Genomic DNA, 20,415 nt, shown 5'->3' with positions numbered 1-20,415 from the left:
ACGCCTGAGTAGGCTCGTGACCATGAAGGAGCCGCGGATCCTGTTCGTCCATGCCCATCCGGACGACGAGTCCATCGGGACCGGGGCGACCATGGCCAAGTACGCCGCCGAGGGCGCCCACGTCTGTCTCGTCACCTGCACGCTGGGCGAGGAGGGCGAGGTCATCCCCGATGAGCTGCGCCATCTGGCCTCCGACAAGGAGGACCGCCTCGGCGAGTACCGGATCGGGGAGATGGCGGAGGCGGCCGCGGCGCTCGGCGTGCGCGACCACCGCTACCTCGGCGGTCCCGGCCGGTGGCGCGACTCGGGCATGATGGGCACCGCCACCAACGACGACCCGCGCAGCTTCTGGCAGGCCGACGTCGACGAGGCCGGCGCGGAGCTCGCGAAGATCATCCGGGACGTCCGGCCGCACGTCATCGTCACCTACGACGAGCGCGGCAACTACGGCCACCCCGACCACATCCAGGCGCACCGCGTCGCCTGGCGGGCGTTCGAGCTGGCCGCCGACCCGTCCTTCGAGGACGGGCAGGAGCCGTGGCGGGCCAAGAAGTTCTACGCCTACGCCACCCCGCGCACCGTGCTGGCGCGGGCGATCGCGGTGATGCGCGAGGCGAAGCTGCCGTTCGCGCGGGTCGCCGGGCTGGACGAGCTCGGCTCCGGCGTGCCGGACGGGCAGGTCACCACGGTCGTGGACGCCCGCGCGCACCTGCCCGCCAAGCTGGCGGCGCTGCGCGCGCACCGCACCCAGATCACGGTGGCGCCGGAGGCGGCCGGGCCGTTCTTCGCGCTGTCGAACAACCTCGGGCAGCAGGCGTTCGGCACCGAGTACTTCATCCTCCAGGCGGGCGAGCTCGGCCCGGTCGGCCCCGGCCGCCGCGAGACCGACCTGTTCGCCGGTCTGGACGACGCGGAAGCCTGACCGGCTGGATACGCTGAGGCCGTGGACGAGGACGACGAGGCACGGGTGAGCCTGGCCAAGGACGATCTCCCGCCCGGCGCGGCGGGCGGCGCGTCCGCGGCGGGCGGCGCGGGCGGCCGCGCCGAGAGCCCGCTGGACGCGCTGGTGACGGGCGCGGCGTACGCGGCGCTCGGGCTGCTCGGCGGGGTGTTCGGCCTGGTCGGCTCGTACGCCCAGGAGTGGACGGCCGGGGACGTGCCGGTCACCTCGATCGTGCTGGTGCCGCTGGTGTACGCGATGACGCGGCTGGCCGGCTGGGGGATGGGCGGCAAGATCGGCGCGGCGGTGCCGGCGGTGGTGTGGGGCGTCGCGGTGATCGTGATGTCGATGCAGCGGCCGGAGGGGGACCTGGTCGTTCCGGGAACGCTCGCGGGGTATGTGTACATCGTCGGCGGCATGGTGGCCGCCGGAATCGCGGTGGCGCGGGTCCCGTCGCCCGGCCCGGCGGGGCAGTGGCTCACCGGGAGGGCGGCGCGCACCCGCGGGTAGGGGGATCGCTAGGGTGTGCGCTTCGTGAGCGGCGATCGTGTGGACCCGAGCGTGGATCCGGGGCTCTTCCGGCGGGTGGCGGGCAGGTTCGCGACGGGCGTCGCGATCGTGACGAGCGTGGTGGACGGCGCCGACCACGCGATGACGGTGAACGCGTTCGCGTCGGTGTCGCTGGACCCGCTGCTGGTGATGTTCTGCCCGGAGAAGATCGCGCGCTTCCACGACCTGGCGCTGGACGCGGGCGAGTGGGCGGTGTCGGTGCTGGGCGAGGAGATGCGGGACGCCTCGCAGTGGTTCGCGACCCGCGGCCGGATGCTCGACGGCCAGCTGCAGGGCTGGGACCACGTCCGCGGCCCGGTCACCGGCGCCGCGATCTTCAAGAACGCCGTCGCGGCCCTGGAGTGCCGCACGCACGCCGTCCACGACGCGGGCGACCACAGCATCGTCGTCGGCGAGGTCCTGAGCCTGCACGTCCCGTCCCCGGACACGAAGCCCCTGATCTTCTACGGCGGCGAGTACCACCGCCTCGACCGTTGAGATGCGGCGAGCCGCCGTCATGGCCCCTGCCATGACGGCGGCTCGCCGCACGTGAAAACGCGGTCCGGTCAGCCCTTCACGGTGGCGGGGGCGGGGTCCGCGGCGCCCGTGGCGGGCGTGGAGCGGTAGCCCTTCACGCCGAAGCAGGCGGCGGCGCTGGCCAGGACGACGGCGATCGGGAGGATCATCGTCGGCTTCATCGCGTGCACGAAGCCGTGCGAGAACACCTGCCCGGCGACCTGCTGGACCTGGTGTACCACGCTCTGCGGGACGCCCGGCGGCAGCTTCTGCTGGGTGCCGGTCTGGCCCGCGCCGACCTCCAGGCCGCCCTTGGCGGCGCCGGCGAAGCCCTTGACGAAGCCGGGCCGCACGTCCGGCGGGAGGGCCGCCGCGCGGGTCGCGGCCTCGTCCTTGAGCGACGAGGCGAGCTGGTTCTGCAGGACGGCGCCGACCGCGGCGCTGCCGAGGACCGAGCCGATCTGCCGGACGGTGTTGTTCACGCCGGACGCGGCGCCGGCGAGCCGGGGCGGCACGTTGCGGGTCGCCTCGGTGGCCATCGGCGCGAACACGCCGCCGATGCCGAACCCGGCGACGACGAGCGCGGGGATGAACGCGGTCCAGCCCGTCCCGACCTCGGCGACGAGCACCAGCCACAGCATGCCGATCGCGTAGAGGGTGAGGCCGCCCATCAGGATGAACTTGCCGCCGATGCGGTCCGACAGCTTCCCGGCGACGGGCGCGAGGAACATCGACACCACCGAGGACGGCGCCATGACGAGGCCGGCCTTGAGGGCGCTGAAGCCGAGCACGGACTGCATGTAGATCGTCATCGGCAGGAACATGCCGATCATGCCGATGGAGACGGCGGCGCCGACGAAGTTGAGGATCGTGAAGTTGCGGTCGCGGAACAGCGAGAACGGCACCAGCGGCTCGCGGTCCTGCTGCGTCCGCTGGTAGACGTAGAAGATCACGAAGAGGCCGAGGCCGGCGGCGATGAGCCCCCAGATCCCCTCGTTCCAGTTGTACTTCTGGCCCTCGGTCAGCGCGAACGTCAGGCAGAACAGCCCGGCGGAGGCGAGCGCGACGCCGGCGATGTCGAAGCGGTGCTTCACGGTGGGGATGTGGGCGGGCAGGATCGGCACGGCCATCGCCAGCACGAGGACGCCGATCGGCAGGTTCACGAAGAAGATCCACCGCCAGTCGAGGCTGGTGACCAGCAGGCCGCCGATGGTCGGCCCGGCGATGGTGGACACGCCCGCGACGGCGCCCCAGACGCCGAGCGCGGTGCCGCGCCGCTCCGCCGGGAACACGCTGATGATCATCGACATGGTCTGCGGCATCAGCAGCGCGGCGCCGAGGCCCTGCACGGCGCGGGCCGCGATCAGCTGGGCCGGGTCCTGCGAGATGCCGCACGCCAGGCTGGACAGGGTGAACAGGGCCACGCCGGCGATGAACAGGTTCTTCTTGCCCCACAGGTCGCCGAGGCGGCCGGCGGTGATGAGCAGGACGGCCAGCACCAGGATGTAGGCGTTGACCACCCAGAGGACCTCGTCCAGCGAGGCGTCCAGCTTGTCGATCATGCTCGGGATCGCGATGTTCACGATCGTCAGGTCGAGCAGCGTCATGAAGAAGCCCAGGGAGAGCGTCAGCAGGATCGCCCATGGGTTCCCGCGCCACTTGCTCATGGTGCCCCCTTGTCGTTGTGGCGTGCGTGGTGGTCGGTGAGGTGCCCGTGCTGGTCGGGCGGGTGGCAGGAGGTCACCCCGGTGTCGTCGGCCCAGGTGAGCCGCCCGGACTCCAGGTCGTCGGCCAGGTTCTGGACGAACTCCAGCTCGCCGCGGAACCGGTCGATCGCCCATTCCTGGTCGAGGAGCTTGTAGCGTTCCAGGCCGCGCTTGCGCAGCGAGTCGTTGATCGTCCGGTGGCCGACGAGCATCGCCTCCAGCGCGATGGCGCGGGTGCGCAGCTGCCGGGCGACCTCGGCCTCGGGCAGCAGGTTGATGAACGCCAGTCCCGTGCCGAACAGCGGGAACTCCTCGACGGGCTTGGCGAGCAGCTCGGCGAGGCGGATGTGCGCGGCGTCGCGCCCGGCGCTGGTGACCGCGTAGACGGTCCGCTCCGGGCGGCGGCCCTCGCGGGCCGTCTCCAGCGGTTCGATCAGGCCGGCCGACGCGAGCCGCTCCACCGAGTGGTAGAGCGAGCCGTGCGTGACCTTGACGGCCTGGTCGTAGGCGTGGTCGCGGATCCGCTGCTGCATCTCGTACGGGTGCATGGGCCCGCCGCACAGCATGCGCAGCACGGTCAGCGCGAGCGGTGTGAGGGGTCGGGACAAGGTGCGACCTTCTTGGTCGAAATCGATTAGTCCACTTAGACTAATCCATCCAGACCTCTGTCGTCACATTGTTTTGATGCCCGACTTATCCGTACAGGTCACAACAGGTTTCTAGCGGACGGTACCGACAGAGTTCGCGGCGCCGTTGCGGGCCACGAAGTCGCCGACCCGGTCGCTGCGGACGTCGGCGAACAGCTCGGCGCCCGCGGCCTTGTCCAGCAGCACCACGCTCTGCCCGCCGCGCGTCGCGAACCGGTCGACCGGCGCCGTCAGGTACTCCATCAGCGGCGCCTTCAGCAGCCGCGCGGCCAGCCCGCGCAGCGTGCCCGCCGTCACCGAGTCGTCCACGGTCACCGAGTGCGTCGCCGCCCGGATGAACCGGTCGATCTTCAGCGGGTTGCGGGTGTCGAGCGCCCTGTCGGCCAGCGCGTGCAGGAACGCCTGCTGCCGCTTGATCCGGTCGAGGTCGCCGCCGGGCAGGTTCCAGCGCTGCCGGACGAAGTCGAGCGCCTGCACGCCGTTCAGGTGCTGGTGCCCGGCGGGCCAGAGCCGGTTGTGCATCGGGTCGTAGGTGCGCTTCTCGACCGTCACGTCCACGCCGCCGAGCGCGTCGGTCATCTTCACGAACCCGCCGAAGTCCAGCGCCGCGTAGTGGTCGACGCGCACGCTCGTGAGCTGCTCGACCGTCCGGATCAGCAGCTTCGGGCCGCCGTAGGAGAACGCCGCGTTGATCTTCCCGCTGCCGTGCCCGGGGATCGGCACCCAGCTGTCCCGCGGCAGCGCGATCACCGACACCCGGCCGTCCCGCCCGGACAGGTGCACCAGCATCACCGTGTCGGACCGGGCGCCCATCGACGGCATGTCCGAGCGCCGGTCCGACCCGATCAGCAGCCAGTTCTCGCCGCGGCCCGTCGACACCGGGCGGCCGCTGCGCTCCGGCATCGCGCCCTTGATCCGCTTCACGCCGTCGTCGTAGGCGTTCTCCAGCAGGTAGGCGCCGCCGCCGAGCAGCACCAGCGCGGCGGTCGCCAGCACGCCGCAGCCGATCAGCACCCGCCGCCGTCGGCGGCCGGGCCGCTTCTCCTGCTCGGTGGCGTCCTGGGCGGGCGGCTTCTGGTGCATGCGCACACCCTCCCCCCGGAGGCGGCGCGCCCGGCGCGGACAGGCGGATCGCGGGTAACTCTTTACCGCGCGGGGCTCAGCCCTTGAGGGCCACCTCCAGCTGGTCGAGCGCCCAGTCGAGGTCGTCCTTCCCGACGACCAGCGGCGGAGCGAGGCGGAGCGTCGTCTCGTGCGTCTCCTTGGCGAGCACGCCGAGCTCCATCAGCCGCTCGCTGACCGGACGGGCCCGGCCGTGCAGCTCGACGCCCGCCCACAGGCCGCGGCCGCGCACCTCGCGGACGAGGTCGCCGGGCAGCCGGCCGAGCCGGTCGTGCATGTGCGCGCCGAGCGTCCGGGACCGCTCCTGGTACTCGCCGGTCCGCAGCATCGCGATCACCTCGCGGCCGATCGCGCAGGCCAGCGGGTTGCCGCCGAACGTGGAGCCGTGCTGGCCCGGCTTGAACACGCCGAGCACGTCCCGGTCGGCGACGACGGCCGACACCGGCATGATGCCGCCGCCGAGCGCCTTGCCGAGGATGTAGACGTCCGGCACGACGTCCTCGTGCTCGACCGCGAACGTGGTGCCGGTGCGGCCGAGGCCCGACTGGATCTCGTCGGCGATCATCAGCGTGCCGTTGGCGCTGCACAGCTCCCGCACCGCGCGCAGGAACCCGCTCGGCGGGACGTTCACGCCGGCCTCGCCCTGGATCGGCTCGATCAGCACGCCGACGGTCGAGGCGTCCATGGCCGCCTTCAGTGCGTCGACGTCCCCGTACGGGACGGTCCGGAACCCCGGCGTGTAGGGGCCGTAGGAGTCCTTCGCGTCGGGGTCGGTGGAGAAGCTGACGATCGTGGTCGTGCGGCCGTGGAAGTTCCCCTCGAACGTGATGATGTTCGCCTCCCCGGCGGGGACGCCCTTGACCTCGTAGCCCCACTTGCGGGCGGTCTTCAGGGCCGTCTCGACGGCCTCGGCGCCGCTGTTCATCGGCAGGACCATGTCCTTGCCGCACAGCTCGGCGAGCTCGGTCGCGAACGGCCCGAACTGGTCGTGGTCGAACGCGCGGCTGACCAGCGTGACCCGCTCGAGCTGCCGCTGCGCGGCCGCGACGAGGCGCGGGTTGCGGTGCCCGAAGTTGACCGCGGAGTAGGCCGCCAGCATGTCCAGGTAGCGGCGGCCCTCGACGTCGGTGAGCCAGGCGCCCTCGGCGCCGGCGACGACGATCGGGAGGGGGTGGTAGTTGTGCGCGCTGTGCTCCTCGGACATCGCCCGCAGCTGTTCGGTCGCCGTCACGACGCTCCTTTACGCGTTCGGGTCCGGCCGGTCGGGCCGGGCATCGCCGGGACACCGGGCGGCGACCCGGTGCCGAGTGGGAGGGGGCCGGACGCGGCGGGTGGCCGCTCGGTCCATATCCAGCGTATGTTCGGGGGTTACCGGCGACCAATGACGAAAACCGACTTTGGGGGTGCTGTTTGTTGCGTCTTGACGAGCTGGACCGTCGAATCGTTGCGCGGCTCCTGGAGGACGGCCGCGCCTCGTACGCGCAGATCGGCGACAAGGTGGGGCTGTCGGCGCCCGCGGTGAAGCGGCGCGTCGACCGGCTCCGCGCGGACGGCGTGATCAACGGGTTCGCCGCGGTGGTCGACCCGGCCGCGCTCGGCTGGACGACCGAGGCGTTCATCGAGATCTTCTGCACCGGCGCGACGTCCCCGGAGGAGATCTACTCCAGCGTGCGCGGCCATCCGGAGGTGGTGGCGGCGTACACGATCAGCGGGGACGCGAGCGCGCTGGTGCACGTGCGGGCGCGCGACATCCAGCATCTGGAGCAGGCCCTCGAACGGCTGCGCCGCGAGGACAACATCACGGCGACGAAGACCGCGATCGTGCTGTCGCGGCTGATCGGCCGCCCGATCGACGCCCCGTCCGGCGGGCCCGCCCCGGTTACCGGGCAGTAGGCTGCCGGGCATGGACTTCGCGACCGCTGACCTCATCGACGACTTCGGGGACGAGCTGCGCAGCTGCGAGACGCAGTTCCGGCAGTACGGGGGCCGCGCGGCGTTCGCGGGACCGGTGTCGACGGTGCGCTGCCACCGCGACAACGGGCTCGTCAAGCGGCTGCTGAACACCCCGGGCGAGGGCCGGGTGCTGGTCGTGGACGGCGCGGGGTCGCTGGCGTCCGCGCTGATGGGCGACATGATCGCGGCGTCCGCGGTGGCGAACGGCTGGGCCGGCGTGGTGATCAACGGGGCCGTCCGCGACGTGCAAGCGCTGCGCGGGCTCGACCTCGGCGTGAAGGCGCTCGGCTCCAACCCGCGCAAGAGCGCGAAGGACGGCGCCGGCGAGGTGGACGCGCCGGTGACGTTCGGCGGAGTGGAGTTCGGTGCGGGCGACTGGCTCTACAGCGACGAGGACGGCATCGTCGTCGCGACGCGCTCGCTGCTGTAAGTACCATCATCGCTGGACGAACCTGTAGCGCGTGGCGCGGAACCGGCCACGGCGTGACATGCCAGGGCGAACGCCGCAAGATCGTATAAGTAGGCCGTAGCGCGGCGGAACGGTGCTCCTTACGTTCTCAGTGACCACCTGAGACAGGGGAGACATGCGCGCCAAGAAGACGCTGCTGGTGCCCGTGACGGCGACGGTGCTGCTCGCGGGACTCGCGGCCGTGCCGGCCGCCGCGCAGACCAAGCCTCCGATCCCGAAGCCCACCGCCAACCCCTGGCAGATGCGGCACTGGCCGCAGACGCAGCCGTGGCAGCGGAGCCAGCCGTCCGCCCGCACCTACGCGGCCGGCGGCCCGCGCCCCATCGACCCGCAGAACTACGAGCTCCCCGACACGATGACCTGGGACGACTACGCCTCGATCCCCGGCACCTCGTGGGCCGACCCGTCCCACCAGGGCTCGATCAAGAACTTCAAGGGCGCGGTCGTCCTGGTCGACTACCCGAACCAGCCGTTCGTGGTCACGCAGCCGAAGAACTCCACCATCTTCGGCAACCCGAACGCGGTCGGCGACGTCCCGCGCGACCAGGTCGCCAGGTTCTACCAGGACTTCCTCAACAAGCCCGAGGCGCTCAACCACGGCCACACGCTGCACGAGTACTGGATGGAGGACTCCGGCGGCCGCTACGGCGTGGACCTCACCGCGTTCGGCGCCTACCGGATGCCCGCCAAGGACCACGAGTACGGCGTGGACGCGCAGATGCAGGGCGGCACCGGCTGCCCCGCCGGCGACACCTGCAACCGCGACCTGCGCAAGGACGCGCGCGCCGCGTGGATCGCCGACGTCGGCGAGGAGACCGCGAAGAAGTTCGACTTCGTCTTCTTCCTCAGCGCCGGGCAGGACGAGTCGTCCACCTGGCAGGAGTTCGGGCAGATGAAGTTCCAGACCAAGGAGGACGTCCCGGCCGAGTGGGGCTCTGGCGACCCGGCCCTGCCGAACTGGGTGAAGACCCGGTACGTGGACTGGACGTCCTGGCAGGCCGGCGCGACGATCTGGCCGAACGCGGTCACCGGCAGCTCCACGCAGGCGGAGAGCTCCGGGATGGGCGTGTTCGCGCACGAGTTCAGCCACATCCTCGGCATCGGCGACAACTACAACAACCCGTACGGGGTGCCGCCGCGCCGCTCGTACAGCGGGCCGTGGGACATGCTGAGCCGCGGCAGCTTCAACGGCCCCGGCGGCCCGCACAGCCGGTGGACGATCCCGGCGGTGAGCGGCGCGTCCATGGGCGCGGAGCACATGCTCCGCAACAAGCTGAAGCTCGGCATCGTCGACGCGGGCAAGGTGCTGCAGCTGAACCGGGACACGCTCCCGCAGGACGGCACGGTCGTCGCGACCATCACGGCGCGGTCCGCCGAGCCGAGCGAGGGCGGCCTCGCGGGCGTCAACCTGAAGCTCGGCACGGGCGGCGACAAGGAGCCGGCCTGCGACACCGACACCGACCCGCTGTGCGACGGCGGCAAGTTCGACAACTACACCCTCGAGGTCGTCGACCGGATGGGCATGGACTCGTTCACGCCCGACTCCGGCGTCCTGCTGGCGAAGACCAAGGACCAGGACCGGGCGCCGTTCATCTGGATCCAGGACGCGAACCCGCAGGACATCGACAAGACCGACTTCGTCCTGCCGGACGGCACGCCGCAGAAGATGACGATCGGCGACTACCGCCAGCTGTCGGACGCGCTGTTCCACGCCGGGACGGACTCGGGCAGCGAGTTCGAGTACGCCGACCAGGCGAACCGGCTCCACTTCTACGTGCTGAACCTCAGGCGCGACGAGAACGGCGTCCTCTCGTACACGGTCGCGATCCGGTCGCTGGACGGCGCCGGTACGCAGCGCCGCGCCGTCAAGGTCGACTCCGGTAACGCCGAGCCGGCCGGGCCCGGCTGGGCGAAGTGCACGATGCGCGTCGGCAACCACGGCAAGGGCGGCACCGGCGTCTACGGCTCCGACGTCTTCCGGCTGAAGGCGACGGTGGCCGGCGGCGGCTGGACGACCTGGCTGCCGAACGAGCTGGCCACCGCGAAGAACGGGCAGAGCACGGACGTCGTCGTGTGGGCGAAGGCCGGGCCGGGCGCCCAGCGCAAGGCGAAGCTGACCCTGACCGGCACGTCCGAGAGCGACCCCTCGAAGTCCGACAGCGGCACCTGCCGCCTCCCGTAACCCCGTCGCCCCGCCCGGGCGGACGCCCGGGCGGGCGCGCGGGTTCACACGGCCGATGTAATGGTCATTTGCCTTTCCGTCGACGGCGCGCGGGGTTTTCCGCGAGACGGCGCCGGAAAGGACGGCCGTCGTGATGATCAAGAAACGGAGAGTGAGCGGGCGGCGGCCGGCCGTCACCGCGCTCGCGGCCGGCGTCCCGCTGGCCGCGCTGGTGGCGTCCGTCCCCGCCGTCGTCCAGCCCGGGCCCGCGGCGGCCTCGACCTCGGCGCGGGACGCGGCGCCGCGCAAGGCGGACTTCGGCCTGCGCCGCGGCGCGAGCCTCGACCGTCCGCTGCGCGCGCTCGGGGAGGAGCTGGCCAGGAGCGGCGTCCAGGCGCTCATCAACGGTTCGGGGCAGCGCCATCTCACCGGCGGCTGCGCCGCGGCGGCCAAGGTGCCCGCCGGGTCGCGCACCTACTGCTTCGACAAGGCGGACTCGGCGACCCGCAAGTGGTACCCGCAGGGCGTCACGACCGTCTCGGACGCGGCGGTGGACGGCCGGTGGGGCGCCGGCCGCCCGATCGTCGTGTCCTGGCACAACGACGGCGCCGTCCGGCTCACGTTCGTGAACCCGGACCGGCACACCTACCGGCACGTCCTGCTCGTCTACCCGGCGCTGCGGCACGGGACGGTCTCCTACGGCGACATCGACCTGCACGCCGGCGGCATCGCCTGGTTCGGCGACAAGCTGTACGTCGCCGACACCCGCGCGGGCCTGCGCGAGTTCGACATGCGGCAGATCTTCGACCTCGGCCGCAGCCGGAACGGGTCGACCGGGCACGCGGAGTGGGTCGGCCTGCACGGAGACAAGTACTACGGGCACGGCTACCGGTACGTCATGCCGCAGACGGGCAGCTGGCAGTACGCGCACGGCTGGGCCGGCGCCAGGTGCGCGGGCCACGGCGCGCCGCGCGTGTCGTGGATGTCGGTCGACCGCACGACCCGCGGCCCGTCGCTCATCGCGGGCGAGTACTGCAAGGAGAAGGAGCCGCAGGGGCGCGTCGCGACGTGGCCGCTGCGCAACGGCACCGGCCTGGTCGCCGGGGCCGGCGGCGTCGCGTACCCGAACTGGGTCGCGAGCCTTCCCGGCGACCGCGTGCAGGGCGGCGTCCGGGCCCACGGCCACTGGTGGTTCACGCAGAGCCACGGCTCCAAGCGCGGCACGATGCTCCAGGCCGACCAGCGCGGGCACGGCTGGCGGAACCGGTCCGTGCGGACGATCTCCTACGGTCCCGAGGACCTGAGCTGCTACCGCGCCCAGCACCGCGTCTGGACGCTCGCCGAGTACCCGGGCAAGCGCGCTCTCTGGGGGCTGCCCGCACCGCAGTGCCGCTGGTAGACGACGCCACGCGACGGGCCGGCGCGGACGCTCCGCGCCGGCCCGTCCCGCTCACGCGTCGACGGTCGCCCGTGCCTCGCTCTCCCGGCGGACCGGGCGGCGCTCCCGTCCCAGGGCCACGACGGCGAGGGCGGCGACGCCCAGCCCGGCGCCGATCCACGCGGTGGAGGAGTACCCGGCGCCCGCGTCCAGCGCCAGCCCGCCGAGCCAGGGCCCGGCGGTGATGCCCACGTTGAACGCCGAGGTGCTCGTCGCCGCGACCAGCGTCCGGGACGCGTCCGACAGCGCGAACACCCGCGAGTTGAGCGCCGGATTGATCGCGAACCCGAACAGGCCCAGCAGGAACACCAGGATCGTGGCGGGGACGGCCGAGCCCAGCGTCAGCGCCAGCGCGACGCACACCGCCACCAGCCCGGCGATCCCGCCGTAGAGCGTCCCCATGGGCCGGGTGTCGGCGATCCGGCCGCCGAACGCGATCCCGACCAGCGAACCCGCCCCGTACAGCGCGAGCACGGCCGGGACCCACCGCTCCGGGATGCCCGTCGTGTCCTCCAGCATCGCGCCGAGATAGCCGAAGATCACCAGTAGTGCGCCGGTGGCCAGCGACGTCGTCGCGTAGGACAGCCACAGCCGCCGCCTGGCCATCGCCCGCAGCTCGTCCCGCAGCCGCGGCGCGGCCTCGTCGGGGCGCCCGCCCCTGACCGTCGCCGCGACCCCGGCCATCGCCGCGAGCGACATCGCCGCGACCGCCCAGAACACCGACCGCCAGCCGAAATGCTGCCCGAGGACGGTCCCGGCGGGCAGCCCGAGGACGGTGGCGAGGGTGAGGCCGCCCGCGACGATCCCCATCGCGCGGCCCCGCGCGTTCGCCGGCACCAGCCCGATCGCGGCCGCCGCCGCGACCGCCCAGAACCCCGCGTACACGAACGCCGCGGCCACCCGGGTCGCGAACAGCACCCCGTACCCGGGCGTCAGCGCGCCCGCCGCGTGCATGAGCGCGAACAGTGCCAGGAACGCCAGCAGCGACCGGCGGTGCGGCCACCGCAGCGTGAGGACGGCCAGCACGGGCGCGCCCACCAGCATTCCGACGGCGAACGCCGAGATCAGCAGCCCCGCGTCCGGCACGGACACGCCGAGGTCCGCCGACATCTGCGGCAGCAGCCCGGCCAGCATCATCTCCGACGTGCCCTGGGCGAAGATCGCCAGGCCCAGGACGTAGACGGCCAGCGGCATCGGTCACCTCCATATTGGATCGAATAGTTCAAAATTTGGCCGTGAAAAAGGCGGGCCGGCCGCCGGCCCGCCTCAGACCGCCGTCATGGCCGTGTCGGCGATCGCCCGCAGCGTCCGCTCGTCCGCGCCGCCGCGCGCCGCGACCCGCATCCCGCTGATCGCCGCCACCACGAAGTGCGCCAGCGCGCCCGCGTCCTTGCCCGCGTCGATCTCCCCGGACCGCTGCCCGGACTCGATCGCCGCCCGCAGCGCCGCCAGCCGCGTCTCCAGGTCCTTGCGCAGCAGCCCGGCGACGTCCTCGTCGCGCGGCGCCAGCTCGATCATCGAGTTCACCACCAGGCACCCGACCGGATCGTCCGCCGGCGCCGTCACGGCCCACCCCAGCACCGTCCGCAGCCGGTCCCGGACGGGGCGCGCAGCGTCCTCCAGCGCCTCCAGGATGTTCGCCGTCCTGATCTCCATGTACAGCGTCAGCGCGCGCGTGAACAGGTCGTGCTTGCTGCTGAAGGTGTTGTAGATGCTGCTGCGCCCGAGCCCCGTCGCCGCGCACAGCTCCTGCGTCGAGGTCGCCTCGTACCCGCTCTCCCAGAAGGCCCGCATGGCGGCCTCCACCGCCCGCTCCTCCTCGAACTGCCTCGGCCTCGCCATGCCGCGACCCTAACACGTTATGGACAGCTCGATCCAATATTGCTCAGAGGGCCTCCGCGACCTGGACGATGACGTGGTCGGCGCCCTGCCCGAGCGCGCCCCGCCCCGGGATCGCGCGCCCGTCGGCGCCGGCCACGCCCATGCGCAGGTTCGCGAAGCCCGGCTGCCCGAGCACGAGCAGCGGGTCGGGCTCGTCCCCGGCGCGCACGTCCGTGCGGGCGATCACGAGGTGCAGCCGCGGCTCCGCCGGGCCGAGATGCTCGTGGATCGGGAGGAACGTCTCCGTGTCCAGCATGTCCTGGTCGTCGACGACCAGGAACACGTCCCGCCGCTGCCGCTCCTCGTCGTCCAGCCGCCGCGCCAACCCGTACACCAGGTCCCTGGCCTGCGCGGACGTGGTCGCGTACGTCTCCGTCCAGGCCAGCTGCGCGCCGGGCCCGAACAGCACCGACTCGCGCAGCCCGCCGCCCGGGTCGATCACGTAGAGCGGCGTGTCCTCGTCCCGGCGGAGCGCTTGGACCACGAGGCGCAGCACGTTCGTCTTCCCGGTGCCCGCGTTCCCGTAGACGGCCAGGTGCGGGCGGATCCCGAAGTCCAGCGCGACCGTCTCCCGCGCTTCGCCCTGCACCCCGATCGGGATGTGCCCACCTGAGGCCATCCCGAGCTCGTCCCGTCGGATGCGCTCCGGCAGCCCGCCGCTCCCCGGCGGCTCGGCGTCGGGCCGGTCGTCCGTCCGCCGGTCCGGCGCGTCGCTGATGAAACGGGACAGGTCGGCCTCGGACGGCAGAGGGGCTGGGGTGAACGGGCGGGGATCACCGCGTCCGGTGGAGAGGTAGGCCGTGCCGGGGCCGGAGAAGGGAAGGCTCGCTCGGCCGAGGACGCTCCGGAGCACGGCGGGCGGCAGGCGGTTCGCGACGATCCGCCAGTCGAGGAGCGGCAGGAACCGGTCCCACATCGTGCTGCTCTCGACGGTGGACGACGCGAGGATCACGTGTACGCCGAGCGCCGCGCCGCGCTGTGCGAGCTGGAGGAGCGTTTCGCCCACCTCGCGCTTGCTGGACGGGAACGTGAGCGAGACGTCCGCCATCACGACCAGGTGCGGCAGGTCCTCGGGCGACGCGTGGTCCCTGCGCGTGTTCAACGCGACCGAGAGGAAGTCGAGGAAATCTTGAAGCGCGCGCGGCCTGCCCAGCAGTTCCTCGTCGGAGCCGACGACATGCGGAAGGGCGGAGTATTGCTCGCCCAGCGGATGTTCTCCCAGGCCGACGAAGGCGAGCACCATGTGGGAGGGCGAGTACTTGGCGGCGAGCGCGAGGGCCATCACTTGCAGGACGTGCCGCCGGGCGTCGGCGTCGCCCACGACCAGACCCGAGGTGCCGGCCATGAGGTCGAGGCAAGGCGCGGTGAAGGCGTCGCCGTCGGGGCCATGCCCGATGCACGGCGTCCTGGGCGTCGAGATCGGCAGTCTCCATGCGTTGGAGAACGCGGCCCCCTGCCCGGCCCCGTTCAGCTCCAGGACGTCGTCCACGGCGACGGCGCGAGGCGGAGCAGGGGCACCGGCGCCCCGGGCCCACTTCTTGACCTCGTCGTAGCCCCAGCGTTCGTCCGGATCGAGGGTCAGCAGGCCCGCGATCAGGCGCCGCCATTCCGGGTCGCTGACGTCGTCGATCGGCGGTGGCCGGCCGCCGGAACCCAGGCTCTCCATCAGCCGCAGGGTGGTGAGGTCGTCGAAAGGCGTCCGGCACAGGAGCAGCTCGTGGGCGATGACCCCCAGCGCCCACCACGCCCCGGGCTCGCCCAGCTCGCCGTTCAGCAGCTCGGGGGCCGCGTAGCGCGCGGTGAGCGGCGACGCGTCCCTCGTCCCGCGCGCGATGGGGGCCGCGCCGCGCACGTCGCCGATCACCAGCTCGTACGGGTCGCGCGAGCGGATCAGGACGCTCGCCGGCTGCAGGTCGGTGTGGGTGAGGCCGAGGGCGTCCTGCCAGTGGTGCAGGCACTCGGCCAGGGAGGCGATGATCCGGCGCCGTTCCCGGTCATCGGCCGGCGGCGAGTCCTCGTGGATCAGCTTGTCCAGCGAGCCGTGCGCGCAGTACTCCTGCGCGTACCAGCCGACCGTGGCGCCGTCCACGGTGATGTCGCCGTGCTCGTAGATCCGGGCGAGCTGCCGCGCGGGCCCGGCCAGGGAGCGCAGCATCGCCCTGTCCTCGTCGCTCCAGGGTTCTTCGAGGACCTTGACGACCGCGAAATCCGCGCCCACGTCCCGGCGGCGCGGCCGGACGAGGTACGAGGTCACCCACGAGCCGGCGAGCAGCAGGCGGACCGGTTCGTAGTCGTCGCGCAGGGCCGCCGGGAAGCCCGGCACGTCCGGCGGCGACGGGACGAGGCTGGTGCGGGTCTCGTGGGGGATGAGGGCGAAGTGGTCGGTGTCGGCGGTCAGGGTCAGGGGGCCGTCCGTGGCGGCGAGGAGGGCGCGGAAGGTCTCGGCGGTGCGGCCGGCGCGGCGCTCGATCTCGGCGGAGACGGCTTCGAGGACGCGGCGGGTGTGCAGCGCCTCCGGGCGCGGGAGGGTGTCGAGGAGGGCCTCGCGGGCGCCCGGGACGAACTCGTAGCGGACGTCGTCCAGCGGCCGCAGCAGGCCGCTGAGCAGGACCTCGGCGAGCCGGCCCGGGTCGGAGCCGCCGAGGACGCCGTGCTGGATGAGCCGCATCACCGGCAGGGACGGGACGGAGACGGCGACGTGGGCGGCGAGTTCGGCGGCGTCGGGCGAGGCGGTGCGCAGGAAGCGGCGGACGCGTTCGGCGACGGGGACGTCGCGGGGCGCGGGGGCCGGAGCGGACGGGCCGGACGGCAGCGACGCGATCGCGGCGGGCTGCGGGCCCGCGCCGGACACGAGCCGCGCCCAGGCGCCGAACCAGCGCGGCGCGACCTCCAAGACGGGGACGGGGACGCCGGGCGGCGCGGCACCGTCGAGCGGGGTGAAGCGGAGGGCGGTGTTCGGGCCGCCCGGCCGGGGCAGGACGGCGCGGCCGGGCGTGGTGGGGGCGGCGGTGCGGCGCCAGAGGTTCTCGGCGAGAGGCTGGAGGATCGCGGTGGGGCCGGTCTCGGCCCAGCGGCGGACGGCGGGCGCGGCGCGTCCGTTCCACCAGTGCGGTCCGGAGCAGTCGCTGAGGAGGAGGACGGCGTGCCGTCCGGAGGCGTCCTGGATGGTGCCGGGGGCGCGCGGGGGTGCGCCGGGGGCGGGTGAGATTCCGCCGGTGGCGTCGAGGTAGGCGACGCCGACGTTCTGGAATGCGCCCTGCCGCAGCAGCACCTCGGTCAGCTCGCGGGCGAGGGGGCGCCACAGCCGCATGGTGGGGCCGGTGTCGACGACGAGGGTGAGCGTCAGCCAGCGTTCGGACTCGGGGACGAGGACGGGCGTCCACAGGCGGGTGTCGGCGATGCGGTCGGCGGTGGCGGCCTCGTCGAGTTCGCGGCGGTGCCGGGACGGGACGCGCCGTTTGACGGGCCGGAGCGCGCGCTGCACGCCGAGCGGGTCGGACAGCATCGGCGCCGTCGGGACGAGGACCTCCGAGGCCGCGCCGGCGGATGGTGCGGTGCCGGCGGCGGGACGGGGGTGCAGCGCTGAGCGGGGCTCCGGGGCCGCGGGCTCGGGCGGCGGCGGCGCGCTCTCGCCGTCGTCGGGTTCGGCTTGGGGCGCGGCGTCTTCCTCCGCCTGAGGCGGGGCCGGGACACCGGTCGCCGGCTCGTCCTGCGCCGGAGTGATGTGGCAGGCGAGCCACAGCATCTCGCTCAGCTCGCGCGCGTCCGGCGCGTCGTGCGGCGAGACGGCGGCGAGAACGTCCCTCAGCCGGTCGAGCCCCGGCCGAGGGGGCGCCTGCCCGGCCCTCCGGGGAATGTCGCGCGCTCGCCGCGGCGGCTCGCCCGAGGGCCGCCGGCCGCCGGCGCCGGGATCCCGGCGCCCGTCACTCATCGTCGATCGGGCCCGCGAGCCGCCTCATGAGGCGGTCGGCGAGGGCGTGGCGGTCCTCGGCGCCGGCGTGCCGGCACAGGTAGACGGCGTTGAGGAGCTGGTCGGTGGCGAGGGTGCCGGACGCGGACCGCTCGAAGAACCGGCGGACGAGGTCGTCGCTCCGGTCGGCGAGGTCGCCGAGGTGCTCGCGGACGATCGCGGACAGCTCGGCCTCGTCGGCGGGCCGGCGGAGCTCGACGGTGACGCAGCGGCGCAGGAACGCGGGCGGGAACTCGCGCTCGCCGTTGCTGGTCATCACCACGAGCGGGAACGCGTTGCAGCGGACGGTCCCGGCGGTGACGGTCACCCGGCCGCCGCCCGGGCCGTCGGCGGTCATGACGTCGGCGGCCGGGTCGGCGCGCCGCGCCAGCTCCGGGATCTCGTACTCGCCCTTCTCGAAGATGGTGAGCAGGTCGTTGGGCAGGTCGATGTCGCTCTTGTCGATCTCGTCGACGAGCAGGACGCGGGGCCGCGCGTAGGGGAGCAGCGCGGTGCCGAGCGGGCCGAGCCGGATGTAGCGGCCGATGTCCTCGTCGGACGCGGGCGCGCCGCCGTCGCGTGCCGCGTAGAGGCGGGTCAGCGGGTCGTACTGGTACAGGCCGTCGCGGAGCGTGGTGCGGCTGGTGATGGGCCAGTGCAGGACGGGCCCGAGGCCGAGCTCGTGCGCGACCGCGTAGGCGAGCGTCGACTTGCCGGTGCCGGGCGGCCCGGTCACCAGCAGCGGCCGCCGCAGGTACAGGGCGGCGTTGACCTGCTGGACGGCGTCGTCCGACGGCCGGTACGTGGTGGCCTGGTGCGCGTTGCCGGACCCGCCGGACGGCGGCGGCAGCACCGGCCCGCCGTCGAACGCGCGCCACGGCGGGGGCGGCGGCAGCCGGTCGATGCCGTCGTGCCGGCTTCGGCTACCGGTGTAGAGCAGCCAGTCGGGCATCATTCCTCCATGGCGAGCCGGGGGTCGGCGGGCAGCCGGGACGGGTCGTCCCACAGCAGGGTGAGGTCGCGGCCGCAGTGCGGGGTGTCCTTCGGGGCGAGCAGGGCGTCCCGGCGCAGGCCGAGCGCGATGTGCGGGAGCTCCTCGGGGCGGGCGTCGCGGACGGCGGCGGCCAGCGCCTCGCCGAGGCGGTGCCCGTGGCAGTCGCCGTGGGCGGGTTCGTTGCAGGTGGTCCGCGACCACAGCATCACGGGGACGCCGTTGCCGAGCGCCGCGGCGAGCCGCGCCTTGGACGGCGCGGTCTTGTAGACGAGGGCGCAGTGGTCGGGGTTGGCCTCCAGCCAGTCCTGGAAGGCGGCGGCGGTGCGGCCGTCGTCGCACTCGATCAGCCGCGGGTCGGTGCGGCCGCGCTCCGCGAGCAGCCGCCACCGCCGGTGGGCCTGGTCGCGCCGGATCGAGCCGGGCCGCAGCCGCTTCACGTCCCGCACGACCAGCGGGTACCGCCGCATCGGCGTCCGGTCCTCGACGTCGATGTACCAGCGCTCGAACGGCTTGCCGAGCCAGCCCTCCGGCACCGCGAACTCGATCATCCACCGGCCGCCGACGAGGGCGCGGCTCGCGCGGGCCACCGCGTCCTGGACGGCGCCGCGCACCCTGCCCTCGGGGACGCGGACGGTGGCCTGCGACGTCTGGTCGGTCTCGCTGAACCAGGTGTGGACGGTGAGGTCGTACTCCTTGGGGAAGGTGGCGTGCTCCAGCCGGACGATGACCGACGCCGGCGCGGGCGCGTCCGGCGCGGGCTCGGCGGCGGGGAGGTGCCGCCGCAGCCAGGCGGCGAAGCCCTGCCGCCGCGGCTCGGGCAGGCGCCCGCCGAGCGCGCCGAGGTAGCGGGCGAGCCGGTCCTCCGGGAAGCCCTCGGCGACGTGGCGGACGGACGCCCACGCGGAGCCGAACCGTTCGCGGGGCCGGCGGCCGACGACCCGTTCGAGGTCGGCGGCGAGCGGGTCGCCGAACGGGACGCCGTCGAGCAGCCGCCGCAGCTCGCGCCGGGCGTCGGCGGTCAGCCAGCGCAGCGGCAGGACGTCGTCGAGGTCCTCCCAGTAGGCGCGGATCCGGGACAGCGGGAGCATCCAGCCGAGGCCGGCCCGGCCGTCGCGCAGCTCGGCGTTGGTCACCATGCCGATGACCCCGCCGGTCGCGATGTCGTACACGGCCGACCCGCTGAACCCCTTCTCCAGCGGGACGCCCTGGACGGTCCGTATCTCCCACCATTCGTTGCGGGTCAGCAGGTGCGGGCCGGTCGTGACGGTGGCGTGCCGCTCGTTGCCGTCCTTGCGGGAGGGGAACCCGTACACGCCGAACTCCCGGCCGCCGGCGGCGAGCGCGTCCACGTCGGCGGGGTCGGCCAGGGCCGCCGGCTCGTAGGGGACGGGTTCGGCGAGCTCCAGCACCGCCACGTCGCCGAGGCCGCCCGCGCCGCGCCAGCCGCCGGACGCGACGACCCGGGCGGGCAGGTCCTCGGCGAGGCCGGGGAAGCCGACGCGCGGATCGTCCTGGCCGGCGACGGTGTGCGCGCAGGTCAGCAGCCGGGTCGGGGTGACGAGGAAGGCGGCGCCGAGCTTACCGCCGGCGGCCGTGCCGAGCTTCCCGCCGGCGGGGGTGCCGACCCAGGCGCGCCACTGCCAGTCGCCCACCTACTCCTCCCGGGCGGCGGCCTTCGGCTCGCCCCAGGTCATCTTGACCTTCAGGTGGCCCTCCAGGGCGGTCCTCGCGATGACGGCGCCGGCGGCGGCGTTCAGCTTCACCCCGAACTCCAGCTCGACCGCGTCGGGCTTGAGGTCGCCGCCGCGCAGCGCGGCGAGCGCCGCCTCCGCCGCGTCCCGGACCTGCTGGAACGAGTCCTCGAACTTGGCGGCGGCCTTGCCGATCAGGTCACCGCCGCGGGAGACCTCCGCCATGCCGGGCTCGTCGTCGTCGGTCTCGACGACGATGCTGCCGTGCTCGGTCTGCCAGCGCACCAGTTCGTTCACGTGTCCCCGCCCCTCGACGTCCGGCGTCGCGCCGCCCCGCCAATGTAACAAGATCATCAAGCGCGGGCCGGGCGACGGTGATACTTTCCCGGCGATGGCCAC

The 20,415-nt window shown here is 73.4% G+C and carries 17 protein-coding genes; 7 read left to right on the top strand and 10 right to left on the bottom strand.

Translation table 11 applies throughout. From position 1 onward, the window contains the following. Positions 1–22: 22 nt before the first annotated feature. Genes mshB through F9B16_RS19525 form a run of 3 tightly spaced genes read left to right on the top strand, consistent with a single transcriptional unit; the run spans position 23 to position 1,987 of the window. Positions 23–922, top strand: coding sequence for an N-acetyl-1-D-myo-inositol-2-amino-2-deoxy-alpha-D-glucopyranoside deacetylase (mshB, locus tag F9B16_RS19535; RefSeq protein ID WP_151541530.1), 900 nt, complete (start codon positions 23–25; stop codon positions 920–922). A 21-nt stretch (positions 923–943) separates the two neighbouring features. Next, positions 944–1,450 carry a DUF6113 family protein gene (locus F9B16_RS19530; RefSeq protein ID WP_151541529.1) on the top strand — a complete coding sequence of 169 codons (507 nt, stop codon included), beginning with the start codon at positions 944–946 and terminating at the stop codon, positions 1,448–1,450. A 24-nt stretch (positions 1,451–1,474) separates the two neighbouring features. Next, positions 1,475–1,987 carry a flavin reductase family protein gene (locus F9B16_RS19525; RefSeq protein ID WP_225991771.1) on the top strand — a complete coding sequence of 171 codons (513 nt, stop codon included), beginning with the start codon at positions 1,475–1,477 and terminating at the stop codon, positions 1,985–1,987. Positions 1,988–2,055: 68 nt separating this feature from the next. Here F9B16_RS19525 and F9B16_RS19520 read toward each other — a convergent pair whose 3' ends face one another. From F9B16_RS19520 to rocD, 4 genes are all read right to left on the bottom strand, one after another. Continuing rightward, positions 2,056–3,672: a DHA2 family efflux MFS transporter permease subunit gene (locus F9B16_RS19520; RefSeq protein WP_151541528.1), complete on the bottom strand. Its 1,617-nt coding sequence runs from the start codon at positions 3,670–3,672 to the stop codon at positions 2,056–2,058. Continuing rightward, positions 3,669–4,319, bottom strand: coding sequence for a PadR family transcriptional regulator (locus tag F9B16_RS19515; RefSeq protein ID WP_151541527.1), 651 nt, complete (start codon positions 4,317–4,319; stop codon positions 3,669–3,671). The genes F9B16_RS19520 and F9B16_RS19515 overlap by 4 nt, the downstream gene beginning before the upstream one ends. Positions 4,320–4,430: 111 nt before the next feature. Further along, positions 4,431–5,441, bottom strand: coding sequence for an LCP family protein (locus F9B16_RS19510; protein WP_151541526.1), 1,011 nt, complete (start codon positions 5,439–5,441; stop codon positions 4,431–4,433). Between the two features lie 76 nt (positions 5,442–5,517). Next, complete coding sequence (gene rocD / locus F9B16_RS19505; RefSeq protein ID WP_404800506.1) at positions 5,518–6,684, bottom strand: ornithine--oxo-acid transaminase; 1,167 nt, start codon at positions 6,682–6,684, stop codon at positions 5,518–5,520. Positions 6,685–6,893: 209 nt separating this feature from the next. Here rocD and F9B16_RS19500 point away from each other — a divergent pair, with 209 nt between their 5' ends. From F9B16_RS19500 to F9B16_RS19485, 4 genes are all read left to right on the top strand, one after another. Beyond that, positions 6,894–7,373 carry an Lrp/AsnC family transcriptional regulator gene (locus F9B16_RS19500; RefSeq protein WP_151541524.1) on the top strand — a complete coding sequence of 160 codons (480 nt, stop codon included), beginning with the start codon at positions 6,894–6,896 and terminating at the stop codon, positions 7,371–7,373. A gap of 10 nt (positions 7,374–7,383) precedes the next feature. Beyond that, on the top strand, positions 7,384–7,863 hold the full coding sequence (gene rraA, locus F9B16_RS19495; RefSeq protein WP_151541523.1) for a ribonuclease E activity regulator RraA: 480 nt from the start codon (positions 7,384–7,386) through the stop codon (positions 7,861–7,863). Positions 7,864–8,017: 154 nt separating this feature from the next. Beyond that, on the top strand, positions 8,018–10,084 hold the full coding sequence (locus F9B16_RS19490) for a M6 family metalloprotease domain-containing protein (RefSeq protein ID WP_151541522.1): 2,067 nt from the start codon (positions 8,018–8,020) through the stop codon (positions 10,082–10,084). Between the two features lie 130 nt (positions 10,085–10,214). Continuing rightward, positions 10,215–11,462 carry a hypothetical protein gene (locus tag F9B16_RS19485; protein WP_192808871.1) on the top strand — a complete coding sequence of 416 codons (1,248 nt, stop codon included), beginning with the start codon at positions 10,215–10,217 and terminating at the stop codon, positions 11,460–11,462. Positions 11,463–11,513: 51 nt separating this feature from the next. On the opposite strand, the gene F9B16_RS19480 is transcribed toward F9B16_RS19485, so the two are convergent. From F9B16_RS19480 to F9B16_RS19455, 6 genes are all read right to left on the bottom strand, one after another. Continuing rightward, the gene (locus tag F9B16_RS19480) at positions 11,514–12,695 is read right to left on the bottom strand and encodes a Cmx/CmrA family chloramphenicol efflux MFS transporter (protein ID WP_151541520.1); all 1,182 of its coding nucleotides are present in this window, start codon (positions 12,693–12,695) and stop codon (positions 11,514–11,516) included. Positions 12,696–12,767: 72 nt separating this feature from the next. Then, positions 12,768–13,343 (bottom strand): TetR/AcrR family transcriptional regulator, encoded by a 576-nt coding sequence (locus F9B16_RS19475; protein ID WP_151541519.1) that lies wholly within the window; start codon positions 13,341–13,343, stop codon positions 12,768–12,770. 43 nt (positions 13,344–13,386) lie between these two features. Further along, the gene (locus F9B16_RS19470) at positions 13,387–17,313 is read right to left on the bottom strand and encodes an SAV_2336 N-terminal domain-related protein (protein WP_151541518.1); all 3,927 of its coding nucleotides are present in this window, start codon (positions 17,311–17,313) and stop codon (positions 13,387–13,389) included. Next, the gene (locus F9B16_RS19465) at positions 17,306–18,283 is read right to left on the bottom strand and encodes an AAA family ATPase (RefSeq protein WP_151541517.1); all 978 of its coding nucleotides are present in this window, start codon (positions 18,281–18,283) and stop codon (positions 17,306–17,308) included. Before F9B16_RS19465 ends, F9B16_RS19470 begins: the two co-directional genes overlap by 8 nt. Further along, positions 18,283–19,977: a VMAP-C domain-containing protein gene (locus tag F9B16_RS19460; protein ID WP_151541516.1), complete on the bottom strand. Its 1,695-nt coding sequence runs from the start codon at positions 19,975–19,977 to the stop codon at positions 18,283–18,285. The genes F9B16_RS19465 and F9B16_RS19460 overlap by 1 nt, the downstream gene beginning before the upstream one ends. Beyond that, complete coding sequence (locus F9B16_RS19455) at positions 19,978–20,313, bottom strand: CU044_2847 family protein (RefSeq protein WP_225991770.1); 336 nt, start codon at positions 20,311–20,313, stop codon at positions 19,978–19,980. Between the last annotated feature and the right edge of the window lie 102 nt (positions 20,314–20,415).

The organism is Actinomadura montaniterrae, assembly GCF_008923365.1.
Taxonomy (GTDB): Bacteria; Actinomycetota; Actinomycetes; order Streptosporangiales; family Streptosporangiaceae; genus Spirillospora; species Spirillospora montaniterrae.
This window is presented reverse-complemented; position numbering and strand designations above follow the sequence as displayed.